General features: G+C 67.6%; 2 protein-coding genes. Both read left to right on the forward strand.

Features of this window, described 5'->3' with window-relative positions:
- Positions 1-10,785, forward strand: coding sequence for an amino acid adenylation domain-containing protein (locus ACF8C6_RS15395; protein ID WP_392500092.1), 10,785 nt, complete (start codon positions 1-3; stop codon positions 10,783-10,785).
- A complete protein-coding gene (locus tag ACF8C6_RS15400; RefSeq protein ID WP_392500093.1) occupies positions 10,782-16,166 on the forward strand; it encodes an amino acid adenylation domain-containing protein in 5,385 nt (1,794 codons plus the stop codon). The genes ACF8C6_RS15395 and ACF8C6_RS15400 overlap by 4 nt, the downstream gene beginning before the upstream one ends.
- Positions 16,167-16,203: the final 37 nt, after the last annotated feature.

Consider the following 16,203-nt stretch of genomic DNA (forward strand, 5'->3'; position numbering starts at 1 on the left):
ATGAACGCACCTGTCCCGACCAATACCGCTTTGCAATGGGCACCGCTGTCCTTCGCCCAGCAGCGGCTGTGGTTCTTCAGCCGTCTGGAAAGCGGCAGCAGCGCCTACAACCTCGGCGGGCTGCTGCGTTTCGAAGGGGCGCTGGATCTGGACGGCCTGCGTCATGGCCTGGATCAGGTTTATGCCCGTCATGCGGCGCTGCGCACTGTATTCCGCGAGCAGGACGGGCTGGCCCAGCAGGCCGTGCTACCGACGGGTTCGATGCCACTGCAGATCATCGACCTCGAAGGCCGCGCCGAGCAGGTCGAGGCCCTGGCGCGCGACTTCATCGAGGCCGATTACGACCTGACCCGCGGCCCGCTAGTCCGTTGCGCCCTGTATCGCCTGGGCGATAACAGTCACGCGCTGGCCGTGGGCATGCACCACATCATCTCCGACGCCTGGTCGGTGCGGGTGATGGTCGAGGAGATGGCCGAGTTCTATCGGGCCCGCCAACAGAACCGCCAGCCGTTCATGACCCCGCAGCCGCTGCAGTACAGCGAGTACGCCGTCGGCCAGCGCGAGTGGCTGGACAGCGAAGCGGGTGCGCGGCAGATGGCCTTCTGGCGCGAGCGCCTGGGCGGCGAGCAGCCGCCGCTGAGCCTGATCCCGGACTTCCCGCATAACGCCCAGGCCGCGCGACGTGCGGCCTATCGGACGTTGCAGGTGGAGCCGGCTTTGGTGGCGCGGCTCAGCGACCTGGCCAAAGCCACTGGCGCGACGCTGTTCACCGTGCTGCTGGCGGCCCTGCAGCTGCAGCTGGCGCGCCTGTCCGGTCAGCGCGAAGTGCGCATCGGCGTGCCGGTTGCCGGCCGCGCCAAGGGTAATGAGCGCCTGGTCGGGTTCTTCGTCAACACCCTGGTGCTCAAGGCCGAGCCGCGCCCCGAACTGTCGGTAGCGGCCTGGTTGGAGCAGACCCGTGCCGGCCTGAAGGAAGCGCAGGCGCATCAGCTGATGCCTTTCGAGCGCCTGGTGGAAGAACTGGCGCCGAGCCGCAGTCTGGGCCAGCAGCCGCTGTTCCAGGTGGCCTTCAACTACCGGCGCCAGCACCCACTGGCAGCCAACTGGCTGCCGGGCATCGACACCAGCCTGAAGGAAGTACCGTCCAGCCAGATTCCCTTCGACCTGGCCCTGGATGCGGTGCGCGACAAAGGTGACCAGTTGTCGATCAACTTCGCCTACGCAGCCGACCTGTTCGCCGAAAGCAGCATCGAGCGCCTGATTGCCGGCTTCCTCGAAGTGCTCGACGGTTTCGCCAGCGCGCCGCAGGCGGCGCTGGGTGAAGTGGCGCTGGTGACGGCGCCTGAACTGGCGCAGCTGAGCAAGTGGAATACCTCGCACCAGGCCTTCGATGCCACGCGTCTGCTGCCCGCGCTGATCGCCGAGCAGGCGCGTCTGCGCCCGGAGGCTATTGCCCTGGTGCATGGCGGCGAGCGTGTGTCATACGCCGAGCTGGAGGCCAGCGCCAATCGCCTGGCCAACCTGCTGGTTTCCCACGGCGTGCAGCCGGAATCCCGCGTCGGTGTCTCGCTGGAGCGTGGCAACGCGATGATCGTCGCCATGCTCGGCGTGCTGAAGGCCGGTGGCGCCTTCGTGCCGCTCGATCCGGATTACCCGCGCGAGCGTCTGAGCTACATGGTCGAGGACTCGGGGCTGAAGTGGCTGATCACCAGCTCCGATCTGGCCGAGCGCCTGCCGCTGTCCTCTTCGGTCGAGCCGCTGTATCTGGATCAGCTGGACCTGTCGGCCTCCGAGGATTCGACTCCAGCCGTTCAGCTGCATCCGTTGAATCTGGCCTATCTGATCTACACCTCTGGCTCCACCGGCCAACCCAAGGGCGTGGCGGTGAACCATCTGGGCCTGAGCATGCATGTGCAGACCATCGGCCAGCGCTATGGCATGACCCCGGACGACGTGGAACTACACTTCGCCTCGATCAGTTTCGACGGCGCCCTGGAGCGCTGGACCGTGCCGCTGGCCTTCGGCAGCTGCCTGGTGATCCGTGACCAGGAACTGTGGAGCGCGGAGAAGACCTGCCAGGTAATCGCCGACGAAGGCGTGACCATCTCCTGCCTGCCGCCCAGCTATGCCCAGCAACTGCTGGATTGGGTGGAAAGCCAGAACCTCAAGTTGCCTGTCAGATCGTGGACCCTGGGCGGCGAAGCCTTTACCCGCGAGACCTACGAGCGTCTGCTGAAAGTGCTGCAGCCGCAACGCATCATCAACGGCTATGGCCCGACCGAGACCGTGGTGACCCCGCTGATCTGGGAAGCCTTCCCCGGTGACAGCTTCGAAGCCGCCTACGCTCCCATCGGCAACCCGGTCGGCCCGCGCAGCCTGTATGTCCTCGATGCCGAGCTAAATCTGCTGCCCATCGGCGTGGCCGGCGAGCTGTATATCGGTGGCGAAGTGGGCCTGGCTCGCGGTTACTTCCAGCGCCCGGAACTGACTGCCGAGCGCTTCCTGCCTGACCCGTTCGGCGCCGCCGGCGAGCGCATGTATCGCACCGGCGACCTGGTGCGCTGGCGTGCGGACGGCACCCTGGATTACCTGGGCCGGGTCGACCATCAGGTGAAGATCCGTGGTTTCCGTATCGAGCTGGGCGAGATCGAGAGTCAGCTGCTGGCCCTGGAAGGCGTGCAGGAAGCGGCGGTGATCGCCCGTGAGACGCCGACCGGCAAGCAGTTGGTGGGCTATGTGGTGACTAAAGAGGGCACCGACACCGCGGAGCTCAAGGCCGAACTGGCCAAGATCCTGCCGGACTATATGGTCCCCGCACAGATCATCGCCCTGGAAAAACTGCCGCTAACCCCGGCTGGCAAGCTGGATCGCGCCGCGCTGCCGGAGCCGACCTGGCAGAGCCAGGACTACGAGGCCCTGCAAACCGATAACGAGCGCATCCTCGCCGCCATCTGGGCCGACGTACTGGGTGTGGAGCGGGTAGGGCGCCAGGATCACTTCTTCGAGCTGGGCGGTGATTCCATCGTCGCCTTGCAGGTGGTCAGTCGTGCACGCCAGCAGGGGCTGGGCCTGACGCCCAAGGACTTGTTCCAGCAGCAGACCCTGGCGCAGCTGGCTGGCGTTGCCCGCAACGTCGCCGCGCCACTGGCCGATCAGGGCCCGGTGACCGGCGTTGCACCGCTACTGCCAATCCAGGCCCGTCTGTTGGCACGTGAAGGCCTGGCCCCTTGCAACCAGTACCTGCTGCTGGAAATGGCCGAGCCGTTGCCGGCCGCCCAGCTGGAGCAGGCGCTGCAGGCCCTGGTTCAGCATCACGACGCACTGCGCCTGCGCTTCGAACAGCATGCCGGCCAGTGGCAGCAAATACATGCCAGCGAAGCCGGCAGCCCGCTGCTGCAAAAGGTCGAGCTGGCAATTGGCGAAGACCCGCAGCCGCACTACGATGCCGCCCAGCGCAGCATCGACCCGGCCAGCGCCGCACACCTGCGCGGTCTCTATCTCACCCAGCCAGGCCAGGCTGATCGCCTGCTGCTGTCCATCCACCACCTGGTGATCGATGGCGTGTCCTGGCGCGTGCTGCTGGAAGACCTGCAGCGTGCCTGTCTGCAACTGGCCAGCGGCCTGGCGGTGCAGCTGCCGGCCAAGACCAGTGCCTTCAAGACCTGGGGCGAGCGCCTGGCGGGCTGGAAAGCTGACGCCCAGCTGCCGTACTGGCAGGCCCAGCAGACCGGCGGTGAGCTGCCCCTGCAGAGCCAGGAGTCGGGCAGCGAAGGAACCCGCGAGCGCATCGAGCTGAGCCTGGACGCCGCCTTCACCCGCGAGCTGCTGCAGGCTGGCCAGCAAGCCTATCGCCTGCGTGCCGACGAGCTGCTGCTGACCGCCCTTAGCCGCGTGCTGTGCAGCTGGAGCGAGCAGCCGGCGCTGACCCTGCATCTGGAAAGTCACGGCCGCGCGCCGCTATTCGAGGATATCGACCTGTCGCGCAGCGTCGGTTGGTTTACCAGCCTCTACCCCGTGCGCCTGCAGCCCGAGACCGAGCTGGCCGCCAGCCTCAAGGCGATCAAGGAGCAACTGCGTGCCGTGCCCGCTCTGGGCCTGGGCTTTGGTCAACTGGCCCAGCAAGGCCAGTTGACCGAGCGCGCCCCGCAACTGCTGTTCAACTACCTGGGCCAGTTCGACGAGGGCGAGGGCGGCTTGCGTCTGCGCGAAGGCGGCCTGTGGCGCGAAGCCGATGCGCCCATGGATGCTCCATTGGTCATCAACGCCGAGCAGCGTGGCGGTGCCCTGCAGCTGCACATCGACTTCAACCCGGCGCAGCTGGCGAGAACCACCCTGGAGGGCCTGGTCGCACGCCTGCAGGATGAGTTGCACAGCATCGCCCAGCACTGTGCCAAGGTCTCGCCACGGCTGACGCCCAGCGATGTGCCGCTGGCCGGTCTGAGCCAGGTCGAACTGGATGCACTGGCCGGCGTGGAAGACATCCACCCGCTGTCGCCGCTGCAGCAGGGCCTGCTATTCCACAGCCAGCTGGAAGGTGCCGGCAGCTATGTCAGCCAGCTGCTGCTGCCGCTCACCGGCCTCGATCCGCAGCGTCTGCAGAATGCCTGGCGCCAGGTGCTGGCGCGCCACGGCGTGCTGCGCAGCCGCTTCCTGCTCGGCGAACGACCGCTGCAACTGGTGCAGGCCGAGGTCGAGCTGGACTGGCAGGATCTCGACTGGCGTGGCGTTGCCGATTTCGAGGCGCAGCTGCAGGCCTTCTGCAGCGCCGAGCGCGAGCGCGGCTTTGCTCTCGACCAGGCGCCGCTGCTGCGCCTGGCGCTGATCCAGCGCGGTGCCGGCGACTTCGTGCTGGTCTGGACCCTGCACCACCTGCTGCTGGACGGCTGGAGCAACGGCCTGCTGTTCGCCGAAGTGCTGGCTCTCTATCACGGTGATCGCCTGCCGGCACCGGGAGGCCAGTTCCGCGACTACATCCACTGGCTCGACGGCCAGGATGCTGCCGCCGAGCAGGCCTTCTGGCGTGAACAACTGTCCCCGCTGGAGGGCGCCACCCGCATCGCCGGCTGCCTGCCGTGCCGCACAGCGGGGCAGGGCCATGCTCGTCATCCGCTGCCACTCGATAGCGTCACCGAACAACAGATTCGCGGTTTCGCCCAGTGCCACGGCCTGACCCTCAACACCCTGGTGCAGGCCGCCTGGGCCTTGCTGCTGGCGCGCCTGACCGGCAAGCGCAGCCTGTGTTTCGGCGCTACCGTGGCCGGTCGCCCGACCGAGCTGGCCGGCAGCGAGCAGATGCTTGGCCTGTTTATCAACAGCCTTCCCGTTGCCGTGCAACTGCCGGCCGAGCAGCCGCTGGGCGACTGGTTGGCCGCGCTGCAGGTGCAGAACCTGCAGCTGCGCGAGCACGAGCACAGCCCGCTGCACGATATCCAGCGCTGGGTCGGCAGCGCCGGCGAGGCGCTGTTCGACAGCCTGCTGGTGTTCGAGAACTACCCGCTGGGCGATGCACTGAAGCAGGCCGAGCGCGGTGAGCTGCGCTTGGGCCTGCCGCAGAGCCACGAGTTCACCCATTACCCGATGACCCTGGCCGTGCTGCCGGGCAGCCGCCTGGAGCTGCTGCTGGCCTACGACCGCGCGCATTTCGATGCCGACGGCATCGCCCAGGTCGAGGCGTTGCTGCGCCAGGCCCTGCAGCTGGTCTGCGGCGACCCAGCGCGTGCGCTGGGCAGCCTGCAGCTGAGTTCCGCCGATGAGCAGGCACGCCTGGCCGAGTGGAACACTCCACGCCAGTCCTTCGATGCCACCCGCCTGCTGCCCGCGCTGATCGCCGAGCAGGCGTATCTGCGTCCTGAGGCCATCGCCCTGGTCCATGGAGGCGAGCGGATTGCCTTTGCCGAGCTGGAGTCTCGCGCCAATCGCCTGGCCCATCTGCTGGTGGCCCATGGCGTGCGTGCCGAGTCCCGCGTGGGTGTCTCGCTAGAGCGTGGTAACACGATGATCGTGGCCATGCTGGCGGTACTGAAATCGGGTGGCGCCTTCGTTCCGCTCGATCCGGACTATCCGCGTGAGCGCCTGAGCTATATGGCCGAGGACTCGGGGCTGCAGTGGTTGATCACCAGCTCCGATCTGGCCGAACGCCTGCCGCTGTCTTCCGCCGTCGAGCCCCTCTATTTGGATAAGCTCGATCTGAGTGCATTTGAAGCATCCGTGCCAACGGTGCAGCTGCATCCGCTGAATCTGGCCTATCTGATCTACACCTCCGGCTCCACCGGCCAGCCCAAGGGCGTGGCGGTCAACCACCTCGGTCTGTCCATGCATGTGCAGACCATCGGCCAGCGCTACGGCATGACCCCGGACGACGTGGAACTACACTTCGCCTCCATCAGTTTCGACGGCGCCCTGGAGCGCTGGACGGTGCCGCTGGCCTTCGGCAGCCGTCTGGTAATTCGCGACCAGGAACTGTGGAGTGCGGAGAAAACCTGCCAGGTGATCGCCGACGAAGGCGTGACCATCTCCTGCCTGCCGCCGAGCTATGCCCAGCAATTACTCGACTGGGTGGAAAGCCAGAACCTGAAACTGCCGGTACGCTCCTGGACCCTGGGTGGCGAAGCCTTTACCCGCGAAACCTACGAGCGCCTGCAGAAGGTGCTGCAGCCGCAACGGATCATCAACGGCTACGGCCCGACCGAGACGGTGGTGACCCCGCTGATCTGGGAAGCCTATCCGGGTGACAGCTTCGAGGCGGCCTATGCGCCGATCGGCAATCCGGTCGGCCCGCGCAGCCTCTATGTGCTGGATGCCGAGCTGAACCTGTTGCCCATCGGCGTGGCCGGTGAGCTGTATATCGGCGGTGAAGTCGGCCTTGCCCGCGGCTACTTCGAGCGCCCCGAGCTGACTGCCGAACGTTTCCTACCTGATCCGTTTGGCCAGGCAGGGGAGCGTATGTACCGCACCGGCGACCTGGTGCGCTGGCGTGCGGATGGCACCCTGGATTACCTCGGTCGCGTCGACCATCAGGTGAAGATCCGTGGCTTCCGTATCGAACTGGGCGAGATCGAGAGCCAGTTGCTGGCCCTCGATGGCGTGCAGGAAGCGGCGGTGATCGCCCGTGAGACGCCGACCGGCAAGCAGCTGGTGGGCTATGTCGTCGCTCGCGACAACACTGATACCAATGCTCTACGCAGCGAGCTGGCCAAGATCCTGCCGGACTATATGGTTCCCGCGCAGATCATTGCCCTGGCCAAACTGCCGCTGACCCCGGCCGGCAAGCTGGACCGCGCCGCGCTGCCGGAACCGACCTGGCAGAGCCAGGACTACGAGGCCCCGCAAACCGACAACGAGCGCATCCTCGCCGCCATCTGGGCCGACGTGCTGGGTGTGGAGCGGGTAGGGCGGCAGGATCATTTCTTCGAGCTGGGAGGTGACTCCATCGTCGCGCTCAAGGTGGTCGGCCGCATCCGCCAGCAGGGCCTGCAGTTGCCGCTCAAGGCGTTGTTCGAGCAGAGCCGCCTGGCCGACTGTGCGGCTTCCCTGCAGCGCGAAGCCGCCGATGCGCCGGTGCTGCGCGCGCTGCCGCGTGGCGGCGACCTGCCTCTGTCGCATGCCCAGCAGCGTCTGTGGTTCCTCAACCGTCTGGACCCGAGCAACGGCGCCTACCATATGCCGGCCGGCCTCGACCTGCAGGGCCGCCTGGATCGCCAGGCGCTGCAGGCCGCTTTCGACCAGTTGGAAGCGCGCCACGAGGCGCTGCGTACGCGCTTTGTCGAGGTGGGTGGCGAGGCGCGCCAGCGCATCCAGGCGCCGCAGGGCCAGCGCATCGACTGGTTCGACCTGCGTGAACTGCCGGCCAGTGAGCGTGAAGTCGAGGCGCGCGATTATGCGCAGAAGCTGCTCTCGCGCCCGTTCAACCTGGCTTCCGAGCCGCTCCTGCGGGTGAGCGTGCTGCGTCTGGCCGACCAGGAGTACCGCCTGCTGCTGGTTCAGCACCACATCGTCTCCGATGGCTGGTCGATGCAGCGTTTCATCGGCGAGTTCGCCGCCGCCTATGCGGCGTTCGCCGAAGGCCGCACCGCGCAGTTCGCAGCGCTGCCGCTGCAGTACGCCGACTATGCCCAGTGGCAGCGCGACTGGCTGAAGTCCAGCGAGGCCACACGCCAACTGGAATACTGGAAGGCGCGCCTGGGTGAACACCAGCCGCTGCTGGAACTGCCCACCGACCATCCGCGCCCGGCTCAGGGCGCGCGCCAGGGCCTGCGTTGGCGCTTCGAGCTGTCGCCGTTGCTGACCGCACAGCTGCGCGCCCTGGCCCAGCGTGAGGGCAGCACCCTGTTCAGCCTGTTGCTGGCGGCCTGGCAGACCTTGCTGCACCGCTACAGCGGCCAGGAAGATATCCGCGTCGGCGTACCGGTGGCCGGGCGCAGCCTGGCGGAAATGGACGGCGTGCTCGGTTGCTTCATCAACACCCTGGTGCTGCGCGGCGGGCCGGCGGGGCTTAAACCCTTCCGCGAACTGCTCGGCGAACTGGCCCAGGCCAGCCGTGATGCCCTAGCCAATCAGGAGCTGCCGTTCGACCAGCTGGTGGAAGCGCTGCAACCGACGCGCAGCCTGAGCCATCACCCGCTGTTCCAGGTGACCTTCAACCATCAGCAGGTGGACTTCAGCGCCCTCGGCTGCCTGCCGGGCCTGCGTGTGCAACCGCATGACCCGGGCGCCGCCGGCGCGCAGTTCGACCTGGCGCTGGATACCGAGGAGGCGGCCGATGGCAGCCTCAGCGGTTTCGTCAGCTACGCCGCCGAGCTGTTCGAGGCGCGTACCGTCGCCCGCTTGGCACGGCATTTCGTGCGGCTGCTGGAAGGTATCTGCGCCGACCCGAGTCAGCCCATCGGCCTGCTGCCGTTGCTGGAGGAAGACGAGCAGGCGCAGCTCGCCACCTGGAACGACACGGCCAAGGACTACGGCCAGTTGGTCAACCTCAGCGAGCGCATCAGCCAGCAGGCCGCGCGCACGCCGCAGGCGCCAGCCCTGGTGTTCGGCGAGCAGACGCTGAGCTACGCCGAGCTGGATGCACGTATCAACCAATTGGCCAACCGCCTGCGCAGCCTCGGCGTACAGCGCGGCAGCCTGGTCGGTATCAGCCTGGAGCGCTCGCTGGAGCTGGTGATCGGCCTGCACGCCATCGTCCGCGCCGGCGCTGCTTACGTGCCGCTCGACCCGGAATACCCGCTGGAACGCCTGGCCTATCTGCTGGAGGATTCCGGCGTCGACCTGCTGTTGTCGCACAGCGCGCTGGTCGAGCGCCTGCCGCTGCCGGCCGGGCTCAAGGCCCTGGGCCTGGATCGCGAAGACTGCAGTGCCGAGCCGGTCACGCCACCGGCAGTCAGCCTGCAGGGCAACGATCTGGCCTACGTCATCTACACCTCCGGCTCCACCGGCAAGCCCAAGGGCGCCGGCAACAGCCACGAGGCCCTGGCCAACCGCATTCTGTGGATGCAGGAGGCCTATCAGCTGGGCGCTGGCGACGTGGTGCTGCAGAAAACCCCGTTCAGCTTCGACGTCTCGGTATGGGAGTTCTTCTGGCCGCTGATCACCGGCGCCTGCCTGGCCGTTGCCGCGCCGGGCGACCACCGCGATCCGCAGAGGCTGGTGGAGCTGATCCAGCGCCACAAGGTCAGCACGCTGCACTTCGTGCCGTCCATGCTGCAGGCCTTCCTCCTGCATCCGGACGTGGAGCAGTGCCAGAGCCTGACCCGCGTCATCTGCAGCGGCGAGGCGCTGCCGGCGGAGCTGCAGGGGCGCACTTTCCAGCGCCTGCCGGGTGCTTCCCTGTACAACCTGTACGGTCCGACCGAGGCGGCCATCGACGTCAGCCACTGGACGTGCGTGGAGGAGGGCCGGCATGCCGTGCCAATCGGCCGGCCGATCGCCAACCTGCGCCTGCATATCCTCGATGCCCAGCTCAACCCGGTGCCGCAGGGCGTACCCGGCGAGCTGTATATCGCCGGTGTCGGCCTGGCGCGCGGCTACCACCGCCGTCCGGAATTGACCGCCGAGCGCTTCCTGCCCGATCCGTTCAACAGCGAGGGCGGACGCATGTACCGCACCGGCGACCTGGTGCGCTGGCGCGCCGACGGCGCCATCGACTACCTGGGCCGTATCGACCACCAGGTGAAGATCCGCGGCTTCCGCGTCGAACTGGGCGAGATCGAGGCCCAGCTCGGTGCCCAGCCGGGCGTCGCCGAAGCCGTGGTGGTGGCCCGCGACAGCCAGATCGGCAAGCAGCTGGTCGGCTACCTGGTGGCCGATCCGCTGCCGGCGGATGAGAGCGCCTGGCTGGCCGGCATCAAGGCCGCGCTCAAGGCCGAGCTGCCCGAGCATATGGTGCCGTCGATCCTGATGCGCCTGGACCGCATGCCCCTGTCGCCCAACGGCAAGCTGGAACGTCGTGCGCTGCCCGAGCCGGTGTGGCAGGCGCGGGTTTACCGGGCGCCACAGAGCGAACGGGAGATCGCCCTGGCGGCTATCTGGCAGGAGGTGCTGGAGGTGGCCCAGGTCGGCCTCGACGACAACTTCTTCGAACTCGGCGGGCATTCACTGCTGGCTACCCAGGCCGTGGCCCTGCTGCGCCAGCGCCTGGGGCTGGAACTGCCGCTGCGCGCCTTCTTCGAGGCGGAGAACCTGGTGGCCCTGGCCGCCAACCTCGATGGTCAGGCTCCGGCCGCTGCCGAGGAAGAAGACCAAGACCTGCGCGACATGGCCGCGCTGCTCGACGAACTGGAGGCCCTGTGACCGCGCCTATCGACAAGGCCGCCCTGGCGCGGCGTTTCCTCGCCTTAGGGCCAGCAGAACAGAAGCGTTTCCTCGAACTGCTGGCGACCAAAGGCATCCGCTTCGACCGTCTGCCGCTGGTGCCGGCAACCCGCGGCGAGCATCTGCCGGCCTCGCATGCCCAGCAGCGCCTGTGGCTGGTGGCCCAGCTGGAGCCGGACAGCAGCGCCTACCACATGGTCGGCGCCTTCGCCCTGGAGGGCGAGCTGGATCGCGGTGCGCTGCTGGCGGCGCTGGAGCTGATCGTCGAGCGCCACGAGGCGCTGCGCACGCGCTTCTACGAGCACGCCGGCCAGCTGTACCAGCGCATCGACCCGCCCGGCCCGCTGGCCCTGGAGGAACGCGATCTGCGCGGCGAGACCGAGACCGTGCAGGCGCTGGCCGATGCCCATGCGGCGCGCGCCTTCGACCTGGTCGCAGGGCCGCTGCTGCGCGTGCAGCTGCTGCGCCTGGACGAGCAGCGCTGGCGCTTGCAGATCGTCTGTCACCATATCGTCTCTGACGGCTGGTCGATCGGCGTGTTCGCCGAGGAGCTGGGCCGCGCCTATGCCGCGCTGCGCCAGGGGCAGGCGCCGCAGCTGGCCGAGCTGCCGATCCAGTACGCCGATTACGCCCAGTGGCAGCGTGCCTGGCTGGAGGCCGGTGAGCGCGAGCGCCAGCTCGGCTACTGGCGTGAACGCTTAGGCCAAGAGCAACCGGTGCTGGCCTTGCCCTACAAACGGGATGCGAGTGGCCAGCGGCATGCCGCGCGCCAGGCCGTCGCGGTGCCGCCAGCCCTGGCCGAGCGCCTGCGCCACCTGGCCCAGAAGGAGGGCGCGACCCTGTTTATGCTGTTGCTGGCCGCCTTCCAGCTGCTCTTGGCGCGCTACAGCAACCAGCGCGATATCCGCGTCGGCGTGCCGGTGGCCAACCGCCAGCGCGCCGAGACCGCGCCGCTGGTGGGCTTCTTCGTCAATACCCAGGTGCTGCGCGCTGAGTTCGATGCCGGCATGAGTTTCCGTCAGCTGCTGGCCGAGGTGCGCCGTCACGCCCTGGATGCCCAGGACCAGCAGGACCTGCCGTTCGACCAGCTGGTGGAGGCCCTGGCGCCAGAGCGCAGCTTGGGCCAGACGCCGCTGTTTCAGGTGCTGTTCAACCACCAGAAGCGCGACCTCGGCGCCTTGCAGCTGCCCGGCCTGCGCCTGGAACCCTTGGCCCAGGGCGTACCGCATGCGCTGTTCGACCTGGCCCTGGACAGCCAGGAAGACAGCGCCGGCCAGCTGCGCCTGACCCTGACCTGGGCCCGCGAGCGGCTCGATGATGCGCAGATGCAGCAGATGACTGCACACCTGCTGGGCCTGCTGGAGCAGATCAGCGCCGCGCCGGATCAGGCCTTGGTACGCCTGCAACTGCTGGATGCCGGTGACCAGGCACGCCTGGCTGAATGGAATACTCCGCGGCAGAGTTTCGATGCTGCTCGCCTGCTGCCGGAGCTGATCGCCGAGCAGGCGCGTCTGCGTCCCGCAGCCATCGCTCTGGTGCATGGCGCCGAGCGTATTTCGTTCGCCGAGCTGGAGGTACGCTCCAACCAACTGGCCAATCTGCTGGTGGCTCACGGTGTGCGACCGGAGTCCCGCGTCGGTGTTTCGATGGAGCGCGGCAACGCCATGATCGTGGCCATGTTGGCGGTGCTTAAGTCCGGGGGCGCCTTTGTGCCGCTCGATCCGGACTATCCGCGTGAGCGCCTCAGCTATATGGTCGAGGACTCGGGCCTGCAGTGGCTGATCACCTCGTCCGATCTGGCTGAGCGCCTGCCGCTGTCCTCTGCGGTTGAACCGCTGTATCTGGATCAGCTGGATCTGTCCGCGTTTGATTTGTCAGCGCCTGAGGTACAGCTCCATCCGCTAAATCTGGCCTACCTGATCTACACCTCCGGCTCCACTGGCCAGCCGAAAGGCGTGGCAGTGAACCATCTCGGCCTGAGCATGCATGTGCAGACCATCGGCCAGCGCTATGGCATGACCCCGGACGATGTGGAGCTGCACTTCGCCTCCATCAGCTTCGACGGCGCCCTGGAGCGCTGGACCGTACCGCTGGCCTTTGGCAGCCGTCTGGTGATCCGCGATCAGGAACTGTGGAGCGCGGAGAAGACCTGCCAGGTGATTGCCGACGAAGGCGTGACCATCTCCTGCCTGCCGCCCAGCTATGCCCAGCAACTGCTGGATTGGGTCGAATCGCAAGGCCTGAAACTGCCGGTGCGTTCCTGGACCCTGGGTGGAGAAGCTTTTACCCGCGAAACCTACGAGCGCCTGCAGCGCGTGCTCGAACCCAAGCGCATCATCAACGGTTACGGCCCCACCGAAACCGTGGTGACCCCGCTGATCTGGGAAGCCTATCCGGGCGACAGTTTCGAGGCGGCCTATGCCCCCATCGGCAATCCGGTCGGCCCGCGCCGCCTGTATGTGCTGGATGCCGAGCTCAACCTGCTGCCCATCGGCGTGGCCGGCGAGCTGTATATCGGTGGCGAAGTCGGCCTGGCTCGCGGTTACTTCCAGCGCCCCGAGCTGACTGCCGAGCGCTTCCTGCCCGACCCGTTCGGCGCCGCCGGCGAGCGCATGTACCGCACCGGCGACCTGGTGCGTTGGCGTGTGGATGGCACTCTGGATTACCTGGGCCGCGTCGACCATCAGGTGAAGATCCGTGGCTTCCGTATCGAGCTGGGCGAGATCGAGAGCCAGCTGCTGGCCCTCGAAGGCGTGCAGGAAGCGGCGGTAATCGCCCGCGAGACGCCAACTGGCAAGCAGCTGGTGGGTTATGTGGTGGCCAAACAGGGCGGCGACACTGCACCGCTGAAGGCCGAGCTGTCCAAGGTGCTGCCGGACTATATGGTCCCCGCGCAGATCATCGCGCTGGGGAAACTGCCGCTGACCCCGGCCGGCAAGCTGGACCGCGCCGCGCTGCCGGAACCGACCTGGCAGAGCCAGGACTACGAGGCGCCGCAAACCGACAACGAACGCATCCTCGCCGCCATTTGGGCCGAAGTGCTGGGCGTGGAGCGGGTAGGGCGCCAGGATCACTTCTTCGAGCTGGGTGGCGACTCCATCGTCGCCTTGCAGGTGGTCAGCCGCGTGCGCCAACAGGGGCTGCAGCTGGCGCCGCGCGAGCTGTTCCAGTTCCCCCGCCTGGCCGAGCTGGCCCAGGCCGCCCGCGCTGCCGGTGAGGAAGTCGCGCAGGAGCCAGTCACCGGCGAACTGCTGCTGGCGCCGATCCAGGCGCATTTCTTCGCCATGAATCAGGCGGAGCCGGCGCACTGGAACCAGGCGCTGAATCTGGAGCTGCTGCGCCCGCTCGATCCGGCACTGCTGGAACAGGCGCTGCAGGCGCTGGTGGCGCATCACGATGGATTGCGCCTGCGTTTCGAGCAGCGCGACGGTCGCTGGATCCAGCACTACGGCGAGATACAAGCCGATCAGCCCCTGCTCTGGCAGCGCGAAGCGGCTGACGACGCGCAGGCCGAAGCGCTGTGCAACGCGGCGCAGCGCAGCCTGGATCTGGGCCATGGGCCGCTGCTGCGCGGCCTGCACCTGCGTCAGGCCGGCAAGGCTGACCGCCTGCTGCTGGCCATCCACCACCTGGTGGTGGACGGGGTGTCCTGGCGCATCCTGTTGGAGGACCTGCTGGCCGCCTATCGCCAGTTGGAGGCCGGACAAGCGGTGCGTCTGCAGAGCAAGAGCGTTTCCTACAAACGCTGGACCGAGGCGCTGCGCGACTGGACCCAGAATGCCGCAGCGCAGAGCGAGCTGGCGTTCTGGCAAGAGCGTCTGGCAGGTGATGAACTGCAGCTGCCGCGCGAGCTGGATGGCCAGTCGGCCAAGCACGGCGACAAGCGCGAGGTGCGTCTGAACCTGGAGGCCGCCGAGACCAAGCGCCTGCTGCAGGCGCCGGCGCGCCTGGGCGTGCGCATCGACGCGTTGTTGCTTACCGCGCTGACTCGCACCCTGTGCCGCTGGAGCGGCCAGACCGGGCTGCGGGTCAATCTGGAAGGCCACGGCCGCGAGGCGCTGGCCGGCGAGCTGGATCTGTCGCGCACGGTTGGCTGGTTTACCAGCCTCTATCCGCTGCAGCTGCCACAGCTGGACGACCTGCAAATCCAACTGCAGCGTATCCAGGCGGAGCTGGAGCAGATCGCTCACGGCGGCCAGAGCTACGGCGTGCTGCGCTGGCTGGGCGACGATGCAGTGCAAGGCGCGCTGGCTGAACTGCCGGCAGCGGAAGTCACCTTCAACTATCTCGGCCAGTACCAGGCCGGCGCTGCAGCGGACTGGTTCCGCCCGGCCAGCGGTGGAGGCAGCACCGTGGCGCCGAACAACCCGCTGGCCAGTCGGCTGAGCGTCAATGGCCAGGTGTTCGACGGCCAGCTGCAACTGTCCTGGGAATACGCTGACGGCCAGTACCGCGAGCAGACCATCGCGGCGTTGGCCCAGGCCTATCGCCAGGAGTTGCTGGCTCTGCTGGAGCTGGTCAGCGGCCAGGCCGATCAAGGCCCATCGCCGCTGCTGCGCCTAACCCGTCAGCAGGCAGACAAAGCCCCGCTGTTCTGCCCGCACCCGGTCACCGGCCGGGTCACCGGCTATCAACCGCTCGCCGCGCGTCTGGAGGGTGTACGCGAAGTCTTCGGCCTGCAATGCCGCAGCTTCCTCGACCCGAGCTGGCGTGACGCCTCCCTGGCGGAAATGGCCGATGCCTATCTGTCCGCGCTGCTCCAGCAACAGCCGCAGGGGCCTTACCACCTGGTGGGGTGGTCGCTGGGCGGCAGCCTGGCCCTGGAGCTGGCGGCGCGTCTGGAGGCCTGTGGTGAGGAGGTGGCCTTCCTCGGCCTGCTCGACTGCTATGTGCCGGGCACCGAGATCGCTGGCGACGACGCCCGCCACCCGCAGGCCCGGGCCAAGCTGGTCGAGCATCTACAGCTGTTGGCGCCGGAGCTGCCGGCCAGGGCCTGGGACGGTCTGTTCGAGCGGCTGTTGTCGCTGGAGCCGCTGGACTGGCCGCAAACCGCCAGCGCCTGGTTCGCGGGGCAGGGGCTGGACGCGATGACCCGCCAGAGCCTGGAGGAACTGCTGTTCGCCTGGTCGCTGGAGCAGCACATGCGCCGCCTGTGTGCCGGCTACGCGCTACCCAAGGTCAAGGTGCGCCCGCACTGCTGGTGGGCGGCGCAACCGACCGGGCGCGCGGCGCTGCTGGAAAGAGGCCTGGAGCAGGTACAGGGCAGGGCGGCTTTCCACCGTCTGGTGGATACCGATCACCAGGGCATCGTTCGTCATCCGCACGTAATCGCAGAGCTGGCGACGCTGCTCAGCCCATAAGAAATGTCAGGGAACAGTAAATTTTTTCAGAAGCGAT

This window comes from Pseudomonas sp. zbq_18 (genome assembly GCF_043102245.1).
Taxonomy (GTDB): domain Bacteria; phylum Pseudomonadota; class Gammaproteobacteria; order Pseudomonadales; family Pseudomonadaceae; genus Aquipseudomonas.